The sequence below is a fragment of the Nocardia sp. CA-120079 genome (genome assembly GCF_050955745.1).
In the GTDB taxonomy this organism is placed as follows: domain Bacteria; phylum Actinomycetota; class Actinomycetes; order Mycobacteriales; family Mycobacteriaceae; genus Nocardia.
Genome location: NZ_CP192088.1, coordinates 8,876,905 through 8,894,918 on the forward strand (window position 1 = coordinate 8,876,905; position 18,014 = coordinate 8,894,918).

The following is an 18,014-nucleotide window of genomic DNA, read 5'->3' on the forward strand; positions in this document are numbered from 1 at the left end:
CTTATAGGTCATCGTTCACTCGAAGATTGCCGGACTTCGGGGCAGTTCCCGAGCCGTTGCCCGGCGGTACCGTAGAAGCTGGGCCGAAACGTGGGGAGGCAACGATGGTGCAGTGGGAACGGCCGCCCAGGATGCAGACACCGGATGCACAAGCGCCGTGGAACGAGATCGTGCCGCAGCTGTGGATGGGTGGGCATCATTACGGAAACGTCGAAGGCGCGCGGGTGCCCGCGATCGTCGGTATCGAATTCGATGTGGTGATCAGCCTGTTCCAGGCCGAGGGGCACGGGCCGGGACCCGATATCGAACACCATCACCTCGCGATTCCGGACGCAGAGTTGCACGCCGATCAGTTGGCGGCGGCGCGCGAATTGGCCAGGATCGCCGCAGCGGCGGTTCGTGCCCACCGCAGGGTCATGGTGCGCTGCCAGTACGGCTACAACCGTTCGGGTTTGGTGGTCGCGCAGACACTGCTGGATCTCGGGTATTCGGCCGATGACGCCATCGCCCTGATTCGGCAGCGACGTTCCCCCTATGCGCTGAACAACGAGTTCTTCGTGAAGTACCTGACGATCGGCCTCGACTGAACCTGAAATGCCAAGTGCCCCAACCCAACGGTCGGGGCACTGCGGTTTCGGCAACAGATGCGCATCAACGCGGCGCGTTGGCCGGATCGGCGACGGTCGGGTGCATGCCTTCGCGATGCGCGCGGCGCGCATCCTCGAAGAACTCCCGCGAGAACATTGCCGACAGCACGGCGATACCCGCACGGTGCACCCGGAATTCGCTGCGGTTGCTGGTGCCGGTGAGCCGGATGACGCGACCCGCGGCACCCTGCGGCCGCGCGAAATCCTTCACCCGGCCGCGGCCGGTCCACTGCAGTTCGGTCTGGTCGATGACGGCGTCGTCCGGGACGAGCAGTTTCACCATGGCGTGGTCGAGGTCAGCGTGGACAACGATCTCGCCGGTGATCCGCGGCGAACGCAGGTCGATCACCACGCTGCCGTAGCGGGCGGTGATTTCGAAGGTGCCGGCATCGGTCCAGTTGCCGAGGCGCTTGGCGGTCTCGTGGTCGACATGGATGCGGGCGGCGGTCTTGGCGGTCATTTTTCGATCCTTTCGGGGGCTTCCGCTGGTGAAACAATAGTGGCACACATACTAGTTTCTTTGCAACTAGTATGTGGGAACCTAGTTGTCGGGACACCACTAGAATGGTCGACATGACGGCATCGACGCAGTTCAAGCGCTCTCCCCTGGCGATGGCGCTGCTCGGCATCCTGCATCTGGAACCGATGCACCCCTATGCGATCCAGCGGCGGATCAAGGAGTGGGGCAAGGACAAGGTCGTCAATGTCGCGCAGCGCGCCGCGCTGTACAAGACGATCGGCAGGCTGCAGGAGGCCGGACTTGTCACGGTCCGCGAAACCGGCCGCGATCAGCAATATCCGGAGCGAACCGTGTACGAGATCACCGATGCGGGCCGCGCTGCCTGCGCGACTTGGCTCGCGGAGATGATCGGCGAACCGCGCAACGAATACCCGGAATTCCCTGCGGCGCTGTCGTTCCTGATGCTGCTCGGACCCGAAGGTGCTCGCACGGAATTGGAGCGGCGGGCAAAGTCGGTGCGCGCCAAGCTCGCCGAGATGGATGCCGATGCGAACCAGGCCGCCGCGATGCAGCTGCCCAGGGTGGTGATGCTGGAGGACGAGTACCAGCGCACGGTCACCGAGGCCGAATTGCGTTGGCTCGACGCCGTTATCGCCGATCTGGCCGCGGGCACCCTCACCTGGTCCAGGGAATCCCTTCTGCCGCACCAGTAGCCGCAACCCACATCATCGGACAACTTCGGCATACGACGCGCAAGATGGCGCGTTCAGGGCGACGATGTATTGCGTGGCAGGACAATTCGTTCCGGTCCCCGACTGGTTCGCATGGGAGAACCAGGATTGCGGGATCGCGATCGCGGATATCGATGGGGACGGCGCCCTGGATGTCGTCGTACTCATGGTGGACAATCCGGCTGGTCAGAACACCGCGTCATATCGGGTGGGCATGGGACTCGCCCCCGACGGCTCGACGAAGAGTTGGGGACCGTGGCTGCCGGTGCCGGATTGGTACGGCTGGGAAAACCAGGGCGCGGGCATCGCGATCGGCGATCTGAGCGGCAACGGCCGACCCGATCTCGTGGTGTTCGTCGTGGACAATCCGCCCGGCCAGAACCAGGGTTGCTACCGGATCGGGCGCGATCTGGCCGAGGACGGCACGGTGACCGGCGGCTGGACGCCGTGGATCACCGTGCCGGATTGGTACGGCTGGGAAAACCAGGGTGCCGATATCTGCCTCACGTCCGTCGATGGGCAGCTCACCCTGGTCGTTTTGGCGGTCGACAATCCGCCGGGCCAGAACAGCGGACAGTTTCGGTTTGCCAAGGGACTGACCGCGGACGGCGCGGTCGGCGAATGGACGCCGTGGGTGGCGGTGCCCGACTGGTACGGCTGGGAGAACCAGGGCGCGGGCATCACGGCCGCGGATCTGGACGGCGACGGCAGGCCGGAACTGATCGTCTTCGCGGTGGACAACCCCGACGGTGTGAATGCCGGCGTGTACACCATCGGCTGGGGCCTGGAAGGTTCCGGGCACGCGGTCGACGGCTGGAGCGTATGGACCAAGACCGAGTGGGGCTTCGCCGAAAACCAAGGCGCGGCACTGGCTTTGCTGCCGCACGACGGCACACCGGCGGAACTGGTGGTGTTCACCATCGACGCGCCCGATGGCGTCAATGCCGGTTATCTGCGCGTGCTCGAACTGGAGACCGATCTGACGCACGCACCACATATGGGCTTGTGGCGCGTTCTCGATTTCGGCACCGAGATCAACCCGGTGCACGCCGCCCTACTGCACACCGGTGATGTGCTGTTCTTCGCCGGTTCCGGTAACGATCCGGACCGCCACGACGCCCACGAATTCCGCACGCGCGTCTGGCATTACCCGCGACCAGGACTGAGCGCACCCGGAACCCCGATCGATATGTTCTGCGTCGGACACGCGTTCCTGCCGGACGGCAGGCTGCTCGCCGCGGGCGGCACCGAACGCTACGACCCGTTCTACGGGCTGAAGGACGCACTCATCTTCGATCCGGCGACGCTGACCTGGAATACCAGGCCGGACATGGCTTTCGGCCGCTGGTACCCGACGCTGGCGCCGCTGCCCAGCGGCAATATCGTCGCCGTGTCGGGTCTTGGTGCCGACAACTTCCTATCCGTCGTTCCGGAACTATTCGACGCCGGCACCGAAACCTGGTCCCAGCTGCCATCTCCCGGTCCCATCCCGATGTACGGGCATCTCGTGCTACTCGCCGACGGCAGGTTGTTCTACACCGGCGGCCAGTACGGTGCGAACAACGGCATGCGGCCCTCGATTTGGGATCCGGCGACCGGCACAACTGTCGAGGTGCCCGGTCTCACCGATCCGGGTTCACGCAATCAGTCGGCGAGCGTGTTGCTGCCGCCCGCGCAGCAACAGCGGGTCATGATTCTCGGCGGCGGCGGATACGATATGCACAGCCCCGCACCGGCTTTGGCCGATACCAGGATCGTCGATCTGACCTCTGCCACGCCGGAAGACCAGGCGGCGCCGCCGATGGATCATGCCAGGATGCATCTCGGCGCGGTCCTACTCCCGGACCGAACAGTACTGGCCACCGGCGGTTCCGGTATGGAGGAGATGGCGCACGACGCGCCGCCGCACGCCGAGATCTTCGATCCGGCGATGGGCACCTGGATGCACACGGCGCCCAGCCGGGTGCCGCGGCTGTACCACTCCGTCGCCCTGCTCACCCCCGACGGCAAGGTGATCACCGCCGGCTCTAATCCGGCGCGCAAGACCGAGGAATTGCGCATCGAAACCTATTGGCCGCCTTATCTTTTCCAAGGCGAGCGACCGCAGCTCACGCTCGCGACGGACACGGTCGCCCACGGCGCGACCGTTACCGCGATCACCACTGCGGCCCTGCGCGAGGTGAACCTCGTTCGACCTGGCGCGTGCACCCACTCCTCCGATAACGAGCAACGCCTGATCGACCTCGAATTCGCCGGCACCGCACCGGATTCCGTGACGATCAAGCTGCCGTCGAATCCGGCACTCGCGCCGCCGGGCTGGTATCTGGTGTTCGTCGTGAACGACCAGGGCGTGCCGTCGATCGGACAGTGGCTGCACCTGGGCTGATTGTGGCCGATCACAGTCCCGGACCGCCTGCCCGGCCCGTAAGGTACCGATCATGGTTCCCACCGAGATATCCGAGCTGGTCGAGTCGGTCGTGGAGTCCTATCTGCTCGACGGACGCCGCCGCTACAACCGGACCCAGGTCGCCGAAGAATCCGGGACGACCACCGACCTGACCAAGCGGCTGTGGATGGCACTCGGCTTCCCGGCCGGTCTCGACGATGCCGCCGTCGACTACGCCGACGCCGATATCGCCGCGGTGCGCAATTTCCGCGCGCTCAATGTGCTCGCCTCGGCGGACTCCCGTCAGCAGGCCGCGACCGCACGCACCCTCGGCCAGGGCATGGCACGTCTGGCCGAATGGCAGGTCGATGTGGTGCTCGCCGAAATCAGCACTCGGATGGCCGCGGCCGCGCCCGGCACCGATCCGGCCGAAATCGCGCGCGACGCCACTGAGGCGGCCATCTCCACGCTCGAACAGCTCAATACCTACGCGTGGCGCCGCCATCTCGCCGCGGCCCTGGCCCGTTCCCTCGATCCGGGCACCACGGCGGGCGAGTCGGTGCGCGAGCTGGCGGTCGGCTTCGCCGATATGGTCGGCTACACCCGGCTCACCAGACATCTGCACCCCGACGAACTCTCCATGCTGCTGGAGGCATTCGAATCCACCACCACCGCCGCGATCACCGAGAACGGCGGCTGGGTGATCAAGAATGTCGGCGACGAGGTCATGTTCGCGGCCGAGGATCCAACGGATGCGGCCCGCATCGCGCTGGCCATCCAGGAGAGCACGATGATGGTCGGCGGCACGCCGGAGCTGCGGGTCGCCGTGGCATACGGGCCGGTGCTGCAACGCTTCGGCGATCTGTACGGCTCGGTGGTCAATATCGCCTCCCGGCTCACCGGCGTCGCCCGCCCCGGCACCGTACTCGTCGATGACGAGGCCGCCGCGGCCCTTGACGGCAATCCGGAGTTCGATATCCGCAATCTGCGCAGCGTGCGCGTCCGCGGCTTCAACCGCCTGCGGCCCCACACCCTGCGGCGTAATGGCAAGTACAGATAGCGCGCACAACCTGGGCACACCACCTCGACCCCCACACGCCGCACCGCAACGGCACACACCGGCAGCGCACAACCTAAGCTCGCCACCTCGACCCCCACACGCCGCGCCGCAAGGGTAAGCACGGCAGCGCACAACCTGGATCCCCACACGCTGCGCCGCGGAGGCGAGCGCGGTGGCGCACAACCTGGGTCTCCACGCGCCGCGCCACAAGGGTAAGCACGGCAGCGCACGACCTAAGCTCGTCCGGTGGAGTTCGAGTGGGCCGCGTTGCGGAAGAGCTGCGTTATCGAGGAGGACGCGGCGGTGCTGGCGCTGAACAAGCCCGCCGGGATTTCGGTGACCGGGGAGCGGCACGACAGCGATATCGTCGAGGCAGCGGCCGCGGTGGGGGAAACGCTGTATCCGGTGCACCGGATCGACAAGGTGACCTCCGGACTCGTGCTGCTGGCCAAGGAGCTGGGCGCGCACGGGCAACTGACCAGGCAGTTCAACAAGCAGACGGCCGAGAAGGCGTATCTGGCGATCGTGGAATCGACCGGCCTGCCCGATCGCGGCGTCATCGAACTGCCGCTCAGTGTCGGCCGCAAGAACCGCGTGCGGATCGCCGCGCCCCGCGAATCCATTCGCGAGCAGGCCGGTCGCTGGTTCGTCGATGACGCGGATCTCTTGGCCACCAAGAACTATCCGTCGACAACCCAGTTCGCGGCGGTCCTGCGCACGGACACCCGCACCGTGCTCGCAGTGCGCCCGATCACCGGCCGCCGCCACCAGATCCGCGTACACCTGGCTTGGATCGGACACCCCATCGTCGGCGACCCGCTATTCGACAAGTCCGCCCGATACGACCGCACCTACCTCCACTCCTGGCAACTCGCCCTCGCCGCCCCCTGGCGCACACCCCCAACCCTCACCCTCCGAGCAACCCCGACCCCCGACTTCTGGCACCCCCTGCACCCCACCCCCGACCCCGAAGCCCTCCTCCAGCAGGCCGACAACCTGCTACACGCCGCCGAATCCCCGCTCCCCCCAACCGAATAGCCCTCCTCCAGCCGAACCCCGCGCACGGATTATCCGGGCAATCCATAGGCAGCACGCCAATCGCGCTCGGCGAATTGCTCGACCGAATGTGGCATAGCAGCCACGTGCAGCAGTCCTCTGCCAGGAAGGTCCGCGCTGTTCACGTTCTTTCGTGCAGCGCACTGAACATCCGGAAATTCCCTGCGCGGCCCGCAAATTTGGGCCCGTGGGGTCACTCGAGCGAGGACTACTCGGGCCAGTTCGGAGAACGCCCGAGGATCGCGACGATCTCGTCGAGCACGGAGTCACCGGACCAGGTGACGACCGGTCCGAAGGCCGAGCCAGGGGCCAAGCGGGCCGGGCCACCGGGGACGATCTCGGCTACCGATAATGCGACCGCGAGCAGGTCATCGTCGAAATGCACTGTGCGGCCGAGGGTTCGGGCGACGTCCCAGGAGTGCACGACGTAGTCGATGAAGTGGAAGCTGACCGCCTCGGCTCCGGAGAATTCGAAGGCGCGGGTGAACTCCGGCAGTGGGAAGGACCGGTCGAGCACGCCGTCCTCGGCGAAGGACGCCAGTACATGTTCGGCGGCGGCACGGTAGTCCGCGACCGGGTCATCGCCCAGCGGACGCAGCCGCCACAGCGACAAGTCGCCCTCACCGCGGGAGGCGGCCGCGAAGCCGTAGTGCTGGGTGATCATGTGCGCCAGCAACCCGTGCAGCGTCCAGCCCGCGCACGGCGTCGGCTTGGCCAAATCGGCGGGAGTCAGCTGGGAAACAACTTCGATGCTGGTGCGCACGGCCTGGGCATTGAGGGCGATCAAATCGACCTGTGTTCCCAGTGATTTGAGGGTCTGCAACTCTGGGGCGGTGTCGGAATCGGTGGTCATCGCTGTCCTCTCGATACATCCAAATTGATAAGCTCCTGCTTATCATAAGCTCTCGCTTATCATAAGCCAAGCGGTATTTTCTACCCATGCCGGAAAAGCGCCCCGACCTCGCCGCGATGATCGCGCCGCTCGGCCGCGCCCTCGCCATGGCGGAACTGCCCATACTCGAGCGGCACGGCCTGACCATGTGGGGCTATGTGGTCCTGCTCGGACTCGGCGACGAACCCGTCTACACCCAGGCGGCGTTGGCCAAGAAGATCCGCGCGGACAAGACGCGCATCATCGGCACACTCGACGAACTCCAGCAGCGCGGCCTCATCCAGCGCGACCTCGACCCGGCCGACCGGCGCGCACGCCTGATTTCGCTGACCCCGGCCGGTCGAACCACCCGCGACCAGGCACAACGCGATATCCAGGAGCAGGAGAACCGCCTGCTGTCTCAGCTCTCCGCCGCCGATCGCAAGTCGTTCCTGCGGTCACTGCAGACACTGTGGGCATCGGTCGTCGACCCGTCGAGCTGACCCGATGTGCGCGCGACCACTTCCGACCCCGCGGCCTTCTACCGGTGGTCAGCCTCATGGCGACGCGTAACCCGCAGGTCATCTAGCCTGTAAACGTGTCGGCACACGATGGCGACACCCTCTGACGCAATGGAGCGATCCCCCAGAGAAAGCGAACGCCGATGATCCTGGTGGCTCAGGTCAGCGATACCCATTTCGATCTCGGCACCCGAAATGCCGAACGCGTCGAGCGGGTCATGGCCTATCTCGCCGAGCTGCGACGCAGGCCCGATGCCATTCTGGTGACCGGCGATATCACCGATTCGGGTAAGCCCGAGCAATATGCCGAGGCGCGCGTCGCACTCCATGCCGATATCCCCGTCTACGCACTGCCCGGTAATCACGACGACCGCGCCGCCTTCCGCACGATCCTGCTCGGTGAATCCACCTCGACCGCGCCGATCAACCACGCACACCGAATCGGCAATTCGACCGTGGTCCTGCTGGATTCGAGCGTCCCTGGCGAATCCGGCGGCCGACTCACCGAGGAAACCTACGACTGGCTGCGCGGCGTACTCGCCGCCGCACCCGCCGACGCGCCCATTCTCCTTGCGCTGCACCATCCGCCCGCACATCTGTTCAGTCCGGTCATCGATGAGATCTCGCTGGCCGAGCCCGAGAAACTGGCCGAGGTGGTCGCCGCCGACGAACGCATCGTCGGCGTGATCACCGGACATGCGCATTCCGCCGCCACGACCACCTTCGCGGGCCGCCCGCTACTGATCGCCCCGAGCACCGCCTCCGTCCTCGGCGGGGAGTGGGAACTCGAACTCCCCCATCGCGTGATGGACTACGCGCCGGATCCGGCCATCGCCCTGCACATCATCGATGAAAATCGCCGCATCACAACGCATTTCCGCAGTGTTGCGATGGGCGGCCGGATCGGCGTGCAGCCGAATTAGCGGCGCACCACTCGTTCGCGGCGGTAGGCGGCCGGGGTCGCGCCGGTCCAGCGCTTGAAGGCGTAGATGAAGGTGGAGGATTCGGCGTAGCCGAGCCGGATGGCCACATCGCTCACCGAAAGCGGTGTGGCGGTGAGCATTTCCTCGGCGAGAGCGCGGCGCACCTCGTCCAGCAGCGCGCGGTAGCTGGTACCCGCGGCATCGAGGTGGCGGCGCAGGGTGCGGGTGCTCATATTGAGATCGCGTGCGACGGAGTCGATTCCGCGCGGCGCGGCGAATCCGTCGGCACCGCCGGGCACCAGGAGTTCGCGTACCTCGGCCGCGATACCGGTGCGGGCTCGGCGTCGATCCACCAGATCACGGCATTGCGCGAGGCACATGGCCCAGGTGTGCTCATTCGCCTGCGGCAGCGGCTGCTCCAGCATTGCCGGATCGATAGTGAACAGGTTGTGCGGCCGTCCGAAACGCGGCTGCACATGAGTGACCTCCATGATCCGATCGACGTATGCCGGCTCGGGAAAACGGAATTCGGCCCTGGTCAGTGGCAGCTGTTTACCGATCAGATCGCTCATGACCTGATGCATGGCGGTCACATCGCGCTCGACCAGGAACTGGCGCACATCGGCCGGAATCGATTCGTCGTGCACCCAGGCGATGAACTCGCCCTCCCCCCATTCCGCGACGGGCAGGCAGAAGGTGAAGCTCAGCTCCAGATAGCGCAGCGCGAACGAGATCGCCTCACCGAGCGTCGGACTGCTGACGCAGGCGAAGCCGAAAATGCCGAAGGTGGTGATCCGATACCGGCGACCGATCTCGACACCGAGCGCGGGCGTATCGGCGAGTTCGCGGACGAGATTGCGGATGACGGCGAGTTCGGTGCGCGCGTCGATCTGCGCATCCGGATCGTGCAGCATGGCCTCGGTCAGCCCGGTTCCGGCGAGCATGCGCGCGACGGGCACGCCCTGCTCACCGGCATAACCGACCATGAGTGCCACGCTGGCGATGCCGCGCGGAAAGTTCCAGTCGCGGATGCCCGGATCCTGTACCCGCTCCACAGCGGACATTATGGCCGAAAATCTCGATAGGCCCACCCCCATACGCGACCTGCGGTCTTAGAGTGGAACTCATCTACAGCGCTGTGAGGAGTGCCACAAATGACAGCTGGCGAACGGCCCTCGGTCATCATCATAGGCGCCGGTTTCGGCGGCGTCGGGATGGCAATCGAATTGCGGCGCAACGGTTTCGACGATATCGCCATCCTGGAGCGCGGCACCGACATCGGCGGGGTCTGGCGGGAGAACACCTACCCCGGCGCGGCCTGTGATGTGCCGTCGCCGCTGTACTCGTTCTCCTACGAGCCCAAGCCGGACTGGCCGCAGCGATATTCCGGACAGGCCGCGATCCACGACTACCTGCGCGGTGTCGCCCAGCGGCACCGCCTGCTGGAGGCGATCCATTTCGGCGCCGAGGTGACCGACGCCGAATTCGACGACGCTTCCGGCCGCTGGACCGTACGGACCAAGGACGGCACGGCCCGCACCGCCGACGTACTCATCTCCGCGGTCGGCCAACTGTCCCGGCCCGCCCTGCCGAACATTCCCGGCATCGACACCTTCACCGGTCAGGCCTTCCACTCCGCCGAGTGGGATCACGGGGTCGAACTCGCCGGTAAACGCGTCGCCTGCATCGGCACCGGCGCCAGCGCCATCCAGTACATTCCGGAGATCCAGCCGCGCGTCGGACACCTCACCCTGTTCCAGCGCACCGCGGCGTGGGTGCTGCCCAAATTCGATACCGACTACACCCCGGTCCAGCACAAACTCTTCGCCCGGCTGCCCGGAGCCCTGCTCGTCGAACGCTTCGGCTGGTGGGCCATCGCCGAATTCATCGCGCTCGGCCTGGTCGAATTCCCGTGGATCGTGCGAATGGTCGCGAAAATCGCGTCGAAACATCTGGAAATGCAGGTCCCGGATCCGGAACTGCGTGCCAAACTCACCCCCGACTATCCGATCGGCTGTAAGCGCGGCCTGTTCTCCAACGACTACTACCCGGCTCTGCTCGAACCGAACGTGCAGGTCGAGACCACCGCCATCACCGAAATCGTGCCGAACGGCGTGCGCACCGCCGACGGCAAGGTGCATGAGGCGGAAGTTATCGTCTACGGCACCGGGTTCAAGGGCACCGAATTCCTCTGGCCCATGAATATCTACGGCCGCGCGGGCCGCAAGCTCTCCGACGCCTGGCAGGGCGGCGCGCACGCCTACTGCGGCATTACCGTGCCCGACTTCCCGAATCTGTTCCTCGTCTACGGACCGAATACCAATCTCGGCGTCGGCTCGATCATCTACATGATCGAATCGCAGGCCCGCTATATCCGCCAGGCCGTCCAACTGCTCGCCGAACGTCCCGGCCACGTGCTCGAGGTGCGTCCCGAGGCGGAGGCGCAATTCAATACCGCGGTTCAGCAGCGCCTCGCGCGCACACCGTGGAACTTCTGCTCCAGCTGGTATCGCACCGCTTCGGGCCGGATCACGAACAACTGGCCGGGTCCACAGCTCGCCTACCGCCGTCGCGTCCGCAAGTTGAAGGCCGCTGATTACGAGCTGACCCGGGTCGCATAGCGAGCAAACCGACACAGCCTCAAGCACTCCACAGAAAGACCACACGAACTGTCCACACCGATCCTGGCAGACTTGACCCGTGAGTGATCTGCCAGCCCGCCCCACCGAGCGCGGCCCGCTGCGCCCGATCGAATTGGCGGCGGGGGCGGTACTCGGCGGTGCCACCGTCGGCCTGGTCACCGTCGGTGCGCTGATTCCGTTCGCCGCGGCGCTGCAGCTGGTCGCCGCGGTGCCGCTGGCCATGATCGCGCACCGCTATCGGCTGCGCGCCCTGATCACCGCGACGGGTTCGGCCGTGCTGGTCTGCTTCGTCGCGGCGGGCATCGTGCCCGCATTCGGCATTCTCAGCTCGGCCACTGTCGCGGGCATTATCGGCATCGTCAAACGTCGACGTGGCGGTTTGCCCGCGGTGCTCGGATTGTCGGTAGTCGCCGGTCTCGGCTTCGCGGCGTTCGCCGTCGGAACGCTGGTCGTGCTTTCTCGGTCACGGAATCTACTGTTCAACACCATCCGCAGCACCGCGGAGGGCCTGGAGCGGACGGCGGCGCGGCAGCCCCAGCTGGAACCCCTCGGACGCGGAGTCGCCGACGCCGCGGACGCGGCGATCCGCTGGTGGTGGGTGCTGGTCGGCGGTGGTGTGCTGGCGGGCTTCATCGCGACGGCGGTGTTCTCCTGGTTCGTACTCGGCTCGGTACTCGACCGGCTGTCCTGGCTGCCCAGTCGAGACCGGCTCGACGCACCACCCGACGACCGGCCGATCGCGCCGCTCCCGGTGCGACTGCGCGAGGTCGGCTTCCGCTATCCCGGCGCGCCGGTGGAGGCGCTGTCCGGGATCGATCTCACGGTCGATATCGGCGAATTCGTGGCCATCGTCGGCCACAACGGATCGGGCAAATCGACGCTGACCCGGCTGCTGGCCGGACATCCGCCGACCACCGGCGGCGTGGACCGGCCGGGCGCCGCAGGTCTCGGCCATCTGGGCGGTACCGCACTGGTGCTGCAGCGGCCGGAGAGTCAAACGCTCGGTGTGCTCGTCGCCGACGATGTGGTGTGGGGTCTGTCCACCGAACTCGCCGCCGCGGTCGATATCGATGGCCTGCTGCGCGAGGTCGGCCTGGACGGTATGGGCGATCGCGAGACCGCAACGCTTTCGGGCGGTCAGCAGCAGCGGCTGGCGGTGGCCGCCGCATTGGCCCGCCGCCCCGCGCTGCTCATTGCCGACGAGGCCACCTCGATGATCGATCCGGAAGGTCGCCGCGATCTCGTCGCGCTCCTGGCCGAACTACCCAAACGCCACCCGATGGCCGTGGTGCTGGTAACCCATCACGAGGCCGATGCCGCCGCAGCCGACCGGGTGGTGCATCTGGCCGGCGGCCGGACCGTGGAGCGGCTGCCCGCCTGGCCGCGACCGGCCGGCGAGATCCGGCGTCGGCCGATGGGCGAAACAATCCTGCGGCTGAGCGAGGTTCGTCACACCTATAACCGCGGAACACCGTGGGCCGCACCGGCTTTGCACGGCGTCGACCTGACGGTACGGCGCGGCGAGGCGTTACTCGTGGTGGGCGGCAATGGCTCCGGCAAATCGACGCTGGCCTGGATCATGGCGGGATTGATCGAACCCAGTTCCGGCCGTTGCGAATTGGGCGATAAGCCGATCGCGAAGCAGATCGGCCGGGTGGAATTGGCCTTCCAGCACTCCCGGCTGCAGCTGCAGAAGCAGACGGTCGGCGACGAAATCGCGGACTGGGGCGGCCGGGCCACCGGATCCGGCGCGGTCGGACGCGCACTGGATGCGGTCGGTCTGGATCGCGCACTGGCCGCACGCTCCGTCGAAGAACTCAGCGGCGGCCAAGCCAAGCGCGTGGTGCTGGCGGCCATTGTGGCCAGCCATGCGCCGGTCGTCGTGCTCGATGAGCCGCTGGCCGGGCTGGACCCGCACGGTCGCGCCGAAATCGTGGAACTGCTTGCCCACCTGCGCGATTCCGGGCTCACCCTGATCGTCATCTCCCATGACGTGCACGATATGGCCGCGGTCTGCGACCGGGCCGTACACCTCGAGGCCGGACGCATTCTGGAGAGCGATCCGATCCGCGATACCGCGAATGTGCCCGCGCACCAGCTGGATTCCCGCACGACAATGCCAGGGGCGCGCCCAGGCGATCCGGCCTGGCGACTCGGGAACGAAGGTCGGTAATGAGTACGGTGCTGTTCCGCGAAGTGCCGGTTTCCAGTCCGGTGCACAGCCTCTGGGCCGGAACCAAGATCATCGGGGCGTTCCTGATCAGTGTGGTGCTGATGTTCCTGCCGTCCTGGCCGGTACTCGGCTTGATGGTCGTCTTCGTGATCGCGATCGGGTTGGTGGCCCGACTGCCGCTGAGCACGCTGCCGCGCCTGCCGTGGTGGTTCTGGGCGGCGATCGGCATCGGCGCCCTGCTCAATGTGCCGGTGGGCCGCGACGCCGTGCTGCGCTACACCAATGTCACTGTCTTCGGCCTGATCCTGCTGGCCTCCTCGTTCCTGATCGCCTGGACCACCCCGATGGGCGATATCGCCCCCGCGCTGGCCAAACTCGGCTCCCCACTGCGCCGATTCCGCGTGCCCGTGGACGAATGGGCCGTGGTCATCGCGCTGACATTGCGCGGATTGCCGCTGCTGATGGACGAGATCCGGGTGCTGCGTGCGGCCCGCCGACTGCGCCCGAAGGATGGCCTGCTCACCCGCGCCGCCGATAATCCGCTCGTCGATATCCTCACCGCCGCGATGGCGGTATCCAGCCGCCGGGCAACCGAACTGGGCGAGGCCATCACCGCGCGCGGCGGCACCGGCCAGCTCACCGCACACCCGAGCGCCCCGGGACGCAATGACGCGATCGCGCTGACGATTGTCATCGCGGTCTGCCTCGGCGCGGTCGTCCTCGATCTGCTCACCTGATCGGCGATACTGGCCCCTGTGCCGGACCAAGACGACGATGTACCTGCCTGGCAACGCAAGACGGAGGGTGAATCGCGGTGGGCCGCGACGCTCGCCGTACTGGTGATCGTGGTGTTGCAGGTCGTGCCGCTGGAACATTGGAAGCAGCCCGCCTGGCTTGTGCTACCGGTACTCGAGGTCCTGTTGCTCGGTGTGTTGGTGGTGGCGAATCCGTTCCGGCTCAATCGGGAAGAGCGTTGGCTGCGCAACGGCGGCCTCCTGTTGACCGGGCTGTTGAGTCTGGCCACCGCGGCTTCGGCGGGTTGGCTGGTGTTCCGGCTGATCGATCGGTCCCTCACCGATCGCGTGGAAATTCTGCTCTCGGGCGGCGCGGTCTGGTTGACCAATGTGGTGGTGTTCGGGCTCTGGTACTGGGAGTTCGATCGCGGCGGACCAGCGGCCCGAGCGCATGCGCGAAAGCCGTTGCCGGACTTCTTGTTCGTGCAGATGCAGAGTCCGGACCTGGCCGAACCCGACTGGGAGCCACAGTTCCTGGACTATTTGTATCTGGCGTTCACCAATGCGACGGCCTTCAGCCCGACCGATGTCATGCCGATGTCGCGGTGGGCAAAGGCGACGATGATGCTGCAATCAGCGATTTCATTAGCCTTGGTGATCTTGGTGATCGCCCGCGCCATCAATGTCATGTAGTAGCCGGGCGCATGACTGGATAGCGAAGAGCTATAACAAGATTCATCATGTGAGCAACATTGAATACCCCGAAAAGCATTCCTCTAAACCTTTTGTACGCGGTACGGTGTCCTCGGAGTGCGTTCTTTAGATCACATCGTGGCTCTGCACAGCGTCGGGGGGAGGATTTTTCGCGTGCGGAGCGTTGCTACGGCTCGCAAGTACTGATGAAGATTGGACCACCGGAATGATTCTCCGCAAGATCACTGCGGCAGCCGTGCCGATCGTCGCCGCTGTCGCGGTCGGCGCGGGCACCTCCTATGCACAGCCGGATGCCGCGCCCGTACCCGACATCGGGTACGAGGCAAAACTGGTGGGCGACAAGATCGTCACCACGCTGACCGACGGGTCCTTCCAGTTGTCCGCGAACACCGTGGATATCAAGGACATCGCGGGCAATACGGTGGTCACGCTGCCGCTGACGTTCCGGCAGGACGGTCTGGAGTTCGCCATGCCGCATGAGATCCGCGACGCGGGCCGGGTGCTGGAGTTGACCGCGGTCAAGGACTACACGCAGGCGCGGCAGGCGGCCACGCCGATCGCGTCGCCACGGGAGAATCTGCGCGCACAGGATAACTTCCTGTCCCAGTTCGGCATTGCCACCGCCATCGGCGGTTTCCTCGGCACGGTGATCGGCGCGCTGGTCGGGCTCACCGGCATCATCGGCGGACCGACCGTCATCGCCAGCGTCATCGCGGGCGCGGGTATCGGCGGCATCATCGGCACCCTCGTGGTCGGCGGACCGGCATTGATCATCGCGGGCATCGATCTGCTCAGCACCCTGTCCGCCCCGGCTGGCACCACCAAATGGCAGGACGCGCCGGTCAAGTAGGACCGGCACAAGCACTCCGAACGCGGCGCGCGGCGAATCCTCGTAGCGCGCCGCATCTTTCGGTTATCGGCCGTGACAGCCCGGCGCGACCGGAGCACCCGCGAAGCGATCGGCGAGGAAGCCCATCGCACCGGCCGCCTCACCGATGGCGGTCACATTGTGTCCGGGCAGCGCCGAATGCACAGAGGTGAGATCGGCACCCTGTGCGCAGTATCGGCCGACCAGATCGGCGAAGCCCGCGACCGGGATCACATCGTCGGTGGTGCTGTGGTACAGGTACATCGGCATGACCGGTGCGCTGCCGCCCAGCTCCTGGCGGTCGGTCACAGCCCGAAATACCGGATGGAACAGCACATCCGGCACCGCCGCGAAATCGTCCACATGCGCGTTGATGTACTTGACGAGCAGATCCGGTGCACAGGCCGAGGCATCCTCGGCGAGGGCGATGCGACCGCGTTCGTTGAGCAATTCCGGAACACCGGAATTCGGCTCGTTCTTCGCGATCGCGAGCAATACGAGCATTCCCAGCCCCGCCTGCACGGTGCCATCGACACTATGGGCCATGGCTGTCCAATCGGCGGGCACCCCGCCCGAGGTGATCCCGGCGAACTGGATATCGGGCGCGTACTGCGGTTGAATCTGCGCCGCCCACAGCGTCGCGAAGGCACCGCCCGAATAGCCCCAGGCTCCGATCGGGCTCGCCGGACCGACGCCATCCGGTGCGAGCGTGCGGGCCGCCCTGATGCCGTCGAGCACCGCGCGGCCGGCATTGACGCCGTCCAGGAATCGGGAGTCCGGCCCCTCGTAATCGCTTGTCACCACCGCCCAGCCGCGGCGCATAGCCTCGGCGATGAACGGTGTGTCGATATAGGTATTCGCGCCGCCGAGATCCCAGCCGCCCGCGAGCGCGTACGACGGCGCACACCGGGTGGCGAGACTGTCCTCGGCGATCTGGTACGAGAGCAAGGGTCGCTGGCCAGGGCCGAACCACGGCCAATTCGGCACCAGCACGGTGGCCATCCCCGGGATCGGTGAGCCGCTCGTATCGCTGGTCCGGTACTGCACCTGCCAGGCTGAAACCGGAAGCGGTAGACCGTACAGGGCGATCGAGCGGGCCCGCAGCACAGCACCGTCGGGCTGTGCGGCCAGATCGGCCGGTGCCGCGTAGAACGGGTCCTGATCCGGCGTCGGCACCGCCCTGGCAACGGGCGCGAATGCGAACGCCACGACCGCGAGAACGATAAGGATCGATACCGCACCGGATCTCCGGTCACCGCCGACGAATGGTGCAGATGAAATTTTCATCGGGGCCTCCAGTGTTCCGACGCGGCGCGACGCACAGTGCGCCGGGAACGCGTCGGCGCCGACTTCGCCCGGCCTCGAATGCCACCACCGTACTGCCTGATCAGAGGCCCAGCAACGGGCAATGGCGGGCATCGGCAACGCCGTACGTGTCCGATTTCCGACATGGTTACAGTTGGGTCGGAGCACGCCGCGGCGCGCTCCGAAAGTGGCTATCGCGCAACCGAATCACCGTCGGGCCGTACCCGGAATGTGATCGGTATCGAACAGGAGTGAGCTGACCATGCGGCATGGCAACGGACTGGACATCCCCGAAGAACTCGCCGATGTGTGTGCGCCGCACCGCATGGCGGTGATCGTCTACGACATGCAGGTCGGTGTGCTGTCCCAACTGCCGGACGGTCCGGAGATCATCGAGCGGGTGGCGCGGGTGGTCGAAGCCGCACGGCGCGGCGGCTATCCGATCATCTTCCTGCGGCATTTCTTCCTGCCGCGCCGCCTGAGTGGCACCTTCGCGCTGCGAATGGCCATGAGCTGGCAGCAGGTCGACAATGTCGACGACGTGAAGTTCATCCTGCAGCGCGACACCCCGGCCTTCGAACTGGTTCCGGAGTTGCGGCCGACGGCGGACGAAGTGATCTTCGACAAGACATCGATGTCGGCATTCGAAGGCACGCCATTGGCCGCGGTGCTGCGCGATCTCGGCATCGGCGCATACGCGATCGCGGGTGTCGCGCTGGAGATCGGCATCGCGCCGACGGTCACCCATTCGACCGACCTCGGCTTCGTGCCGGTGATCATCAGCGATGCCGTCGGCGGCCGCGATAAGGAGGCAATGGCGCGCGCCTACGACGATTTCGAATTCCAAGGGCACGCGATGGTCACCGACAGCGCGACCATCATTCCGCTGCTCGCCCGCGAACAGAACTGACCGCAGGAATGGC

At 66.2% G+C, this 18,014-nt stretch carries 17 protein-coding genes; 13 read left to right on the top strand and 4 right to left on the bottom strand.

Features of this window, described 5'->3' with window-relative positions; translation table 11 throughout:
- Positions 1-104 precede the first annotated feature (104 nt).
- Positions 105-587 (top strand): protein-tyrosine phosphatase family protein, encoded by a 483-nt coding sequence (locus tag ACQPYR_RS40095; protein WP_433624827.1) that lies wholly within the window; start codon positions 105-107, stop codon positions 585-587.
- A gap of 64 nt (positions 588-651) precedes the next feature.
- Here the strand turns inward: ACQPYR_RS40095 and ACQPYR_RS40100 are convergent, their stop codons facing one another.
- On the bottom strand, positions 652-1,107 hold the full coding sequence (locus tag ACQPYR_RS40100; protein ID WP_433624829.1) for a hypothetical protein: 456 nt from the start codon (positions 1,105-1,107) through the stop codon (positions 652-654).
- 113 nt (positions 1,108-1,220) lie between these two features.
- Between ACQPYR_RS40100 and ACQPYR_RS40105 the strand changes: the two genes are divergently transcribed.
- The 4 genes from ACQPYR_RS40105 to ACQPYR_RS40120 all read left to right on the top strand — a co-directional run bounded on the left by ACQPYR_RS40105 (position 1,221) and on the right by ACQPYR_RS40120 (position 6,322).
- A complete protein-coding gene (locus tag ACQPYR_RS40105; protein WP_433624831.1) occupies positions 1,221-1,820 on the top strand; it encodes a PadR family transcriptional regulator in 600 nt (199 codons plus the stop codon).
- Positions 1,821-1,884: 64 nt separating this feature from the next.
- Positions 1,885-4,224 (top strand): galactose oxidase-like domain-containing protein, encoded by a 2,340-nt coding sequence (locus ACQPYR_RS40110; RefSeq protein WP_433624833.1) that lies wholly within the window; start codon positions 1,885-1,887, stop codon positions 4,222-4,224.
- 52 nt (positions 4,225-4,276) lie between these two features.
- On the top strand, positions 4,277-5,284 hold the full coding sequence (locus ACQPYR_RS40115) for an adenylate/guanylate cyclase domain-containing protein (RefSeq protein WP_433624835.1): 1,008 nt from the start codon (positions 4,277-4,279) through the stop codon (positions 5,282-5,284).
- Between the two features lie 246 nt (positions 5,285-5,530).
- A complete protein-coding gene (locus ACQPYR_RS40120; protein WP_433624837.1) occupies positions 5,531-6,322 on the top strand; it encodes an RluA family pseudouridine synthase in 792 nt (263 codons plus the stop codon).
- Positions 6,323-6,548: 226 nt separating this feature from the next.
- Here the strand turns inward: ACQPYR_RS40120 and ACQPYR_RS40125 are convergent, their stop codons facing one another.
- A complete protein-coding gene (locus tag ACQPYR_RS40125; RefSeq protein WP_433624839.1) occupies positions 6,549-7,193 on the bottom strand; it encodes a TIGR03086 family metal-binding protein in 645 nt (214 codons plus the stop codon).
- Positions 7,194-7,279: 86 nt separating this feature from the next.
- On the opposite strand from ACQPYR_RS40125, the gene ACQPYR_RS40130 reads away from it, so the two are divergent.
- Together ACQPYR_RS40130 and ACQPYR_RS40135 are read left to right on the top strand one after the other, a co-directional pair.
- The gene (locus ACQPYR_RS40130; protein WP_387286158.1) at positions 7,280-7,714 is read left to right on the top strand and encodes a MarR family winged helix-turn-helix transcriptional regulator; all 435 of its coding nucleotides are present in this window, start codon (positions 7,280-7,282) and stop codon (positions 7,712-7,714) included.
- A gap of 161 nt (positions 7,715-7,875) precedes the next feature.
- Positions 7,876-8,655: a metallophosphoesterase gene (locus ACQPYR_RS40135; RefSeq protein ID WP_433624842.1), complete on the top strand. Its 780-nt coding sequence runs from the start codon at positions 7,876-7,878 to the stop codon at positions 8,653-8,655.
- Here ACQPYR_RS40135 and ACQPYR_RS40140 read toward each other — a convergent pair.
- Positions 8,652-9,710: an AraC family transcriptional regulator gene (locus tag ACQPYR_RS40140; protein ID WP_433624844.1), complete on the bottom strand. Its 1,059-nt coding sequence runs from the start codon at positions 9,708-9,710 to the stop codon at positions 8,652-8,654. The two genes, ACQPYR_RS40135 and ACQPYR_RS40140, sit on opposite strands and share 4 nt — an antisense overlap.
- 99 nt (positions 9,711-9,809) lie before the next feature.
- Here ACQPYR_RS40140 and ACQPYR_RS40145 point away from each other — a divergent pair, with 99 nt between their 5' ends.
- From ACQPYR_RS40145 to ACQPYR_RS40165, 5 genes are all read left to right on the top strand, one after another.
- Entirely contained in the window at positions 9,810-11,276 is a 1,467-nt protein-coding gene (locus tag ACQPYR_RS40145; RefSeq protein WP_433624846.1) for a flavin-containing monooxygenase, read from the top strand.
- 79 nt (positions 11,277-11,355) lie between these two features.
- Positions 11,356-13,470, top strand: a complete 2,115-nt coding sequence (locus tag ACQPYR_RS40150; RefSeq protein ID WP_433624848.1) for an ABC transporter ATP-binding protein — start codon at positions 11,356-11,358, stop codon at positions 13,468-13,470.
- Entirely contained in the window at positions 13,470-14,207 is a 738-nt protein-coding gene (locus ACQPYR_RS40155) for an energy-coupling factor transporter transmembrane component T family protein (RefSeq protein ID WP_433624850.1), read from the top strand. Before ACQPYR_RS40150 ends, ACQPYR_RS40155 begins: the two co-directional genes overlap by 1 nt.
- 18 nt (positions 14,208-14,225) lie before the next feature.
- Positions 14,226-14,897 carry a hypothetical protein gene (locus ACQPYR_RS40160; protein ID WP_433624852.1) on the top strand — a complete coding sequence of 224 codons (672 nt, stop codon included), beginning with the start codon at positions 14,226-14,228 and terminating at the stop codon, positions 14,895-14,897.
- A gap of 226 nt (positions 14,898-15,123) precedes the next feature.
- The gene (locus ACQPYR_RS40165) at positions 15,124-15,768 is read left to right on the top strand and encodes an ammonium transporter (protein ID WP_433624854.1); all 645 of its coding nucleotides are present in this window, start codon (positions 15,124-15,126) and stop codon (positions 15,766-15,768) included.
- Between the two features lie 63 nt (positions 15,769-15,831).
- Here ACQPYR_RS40165 and ACQPYR_RS40170 read toward each other — a convergent pair whose 3' ends face one another.
- Positions 15,832-17,073 (bottom strand): lipase family protein, encoded by a 1,242-nt coding sequence (locus ACQPYR_RS40170; protein WP_433624856.1) that lies wholly within the window; start codon positions 17,071-17,073, stop codon positions 15,832-15,834.
- Between the two features lie 280 nt (positions 17,074-17,353).
- Here ACQPYR_RS40170 and ACQPYR_RS40175 point away from each other — a divergent pair, with 280 nt between their 5' ends.
- Positions 17,354-18,001, top strand: a complete 648-nt coding sequence (locus tag ACQPYR_RS40175; RefSeq protein ID WP_433624858.1) for a cysteine hydrolase family protein — start codon at positions 17,354-17,356, stop codon at positions 17,999-18,001.
- The last annotated feature ends 13 nt before the right edge of the window (positions 18,002-18,014 follow it).

Excerpts from the sequence above, each read along its gene's own strand:
- ACQPYR_RS40095 (WP_433624827.1), top strand. The coding sequence starts at position 105 with ATGGTGCAGTGGGAACGGCCGCCCAGGATGCAGACACCGGATGCACAA.
- ACQPYR_RS40100 (WP_433624829.1), bottom strand. The coding sequence starts at position 1,107 with ATGACCGCCAAGACCGCCGCCCGCATCCATGTCGACCACGAGACCGCC.
- ACQPYR_RS40105 (WP_433624831.1), top strand. The coding sequence starts at position 1,221 with ATGACGGCATCGACGCAGTTCAAGCGCTCTCCCCTGGCGATGGCGCTG.
- ACQPYR_RS40110 (WP_433624833.1), top strand. The coding sequence starts at position 1,885 with ATGTATTGCGTGGCAGGACAATTCGTTCCGGTCCCCGACTGGTTCGCA.
- ACQPYR_RS40115 (WP_433624835.1), top strand. The coding sequence starts at position 4,277 with ATGGTTCCCACCGAGATATCCGAGCTGGTCGAGTCGGTCGTGGAGTCC.
- ACQPYR_RS40125 (WP_433624839.1), bottom strand. The coding sequence starts at position 7,193 with ATGACCACCGATTCCGACACCGCCCCAGAGTTGCAGACCCTCAAATCA.
- ACQPYR_RS40130 (WP_387286158.1), top strand. The coding sequence starts at position 7,280 with ATGCCGGAAAAGCGCCCCGACCTCGCCGCGATGATCGCGCCGCTCGGC.
- ACQPYR_RS40135 (WP_433624842.1), top strand. The coding sequence starts at position 7,876 with ATGATCCTGGTGGCTCAGGTCAGCGATACCCATTTCGATCTCGGCACC.
- ACQPYR_RS40145 (WP_433624846.1), top strand. The coding sequence starts at position 9,810 with ATGACAGCTGGCGAACGGCCCTCGGTCATCATCATAGGCGCCGGTTTC.
- ACQPYR_RS40155 (WP_433624850.1), top strand. The coding sequence starts at position 13,470 with ATGAGTACGGTGCTGTTCCGCGAAGTGCCGGTTTCCAGTCCGGTGCAC.
- ACQPYR_RS40165 (WP_433624854.1), top strand. The coding sequence starts at position 15,124 with ATGATTCTCCGCAAGATCACTGCGGCAGCCGTGCCGATCGTCGCCGCT.
- ACQPYR_RS40170 (WP_433624856.1), bottom strand. The coding sequence starts at position 17,073 with ATGAAAATTTCATCTGCACCATTCGTCGGCGGTGACCGGAGATCCGGT.
- ACQPYR_RS40175 (WP_433624858.1), top strand. The coding sequence starts at position 17,354 with ATGCGGCATGGCAACGGACTGGACATCCCCGAAGAACTCGCCGATGTG.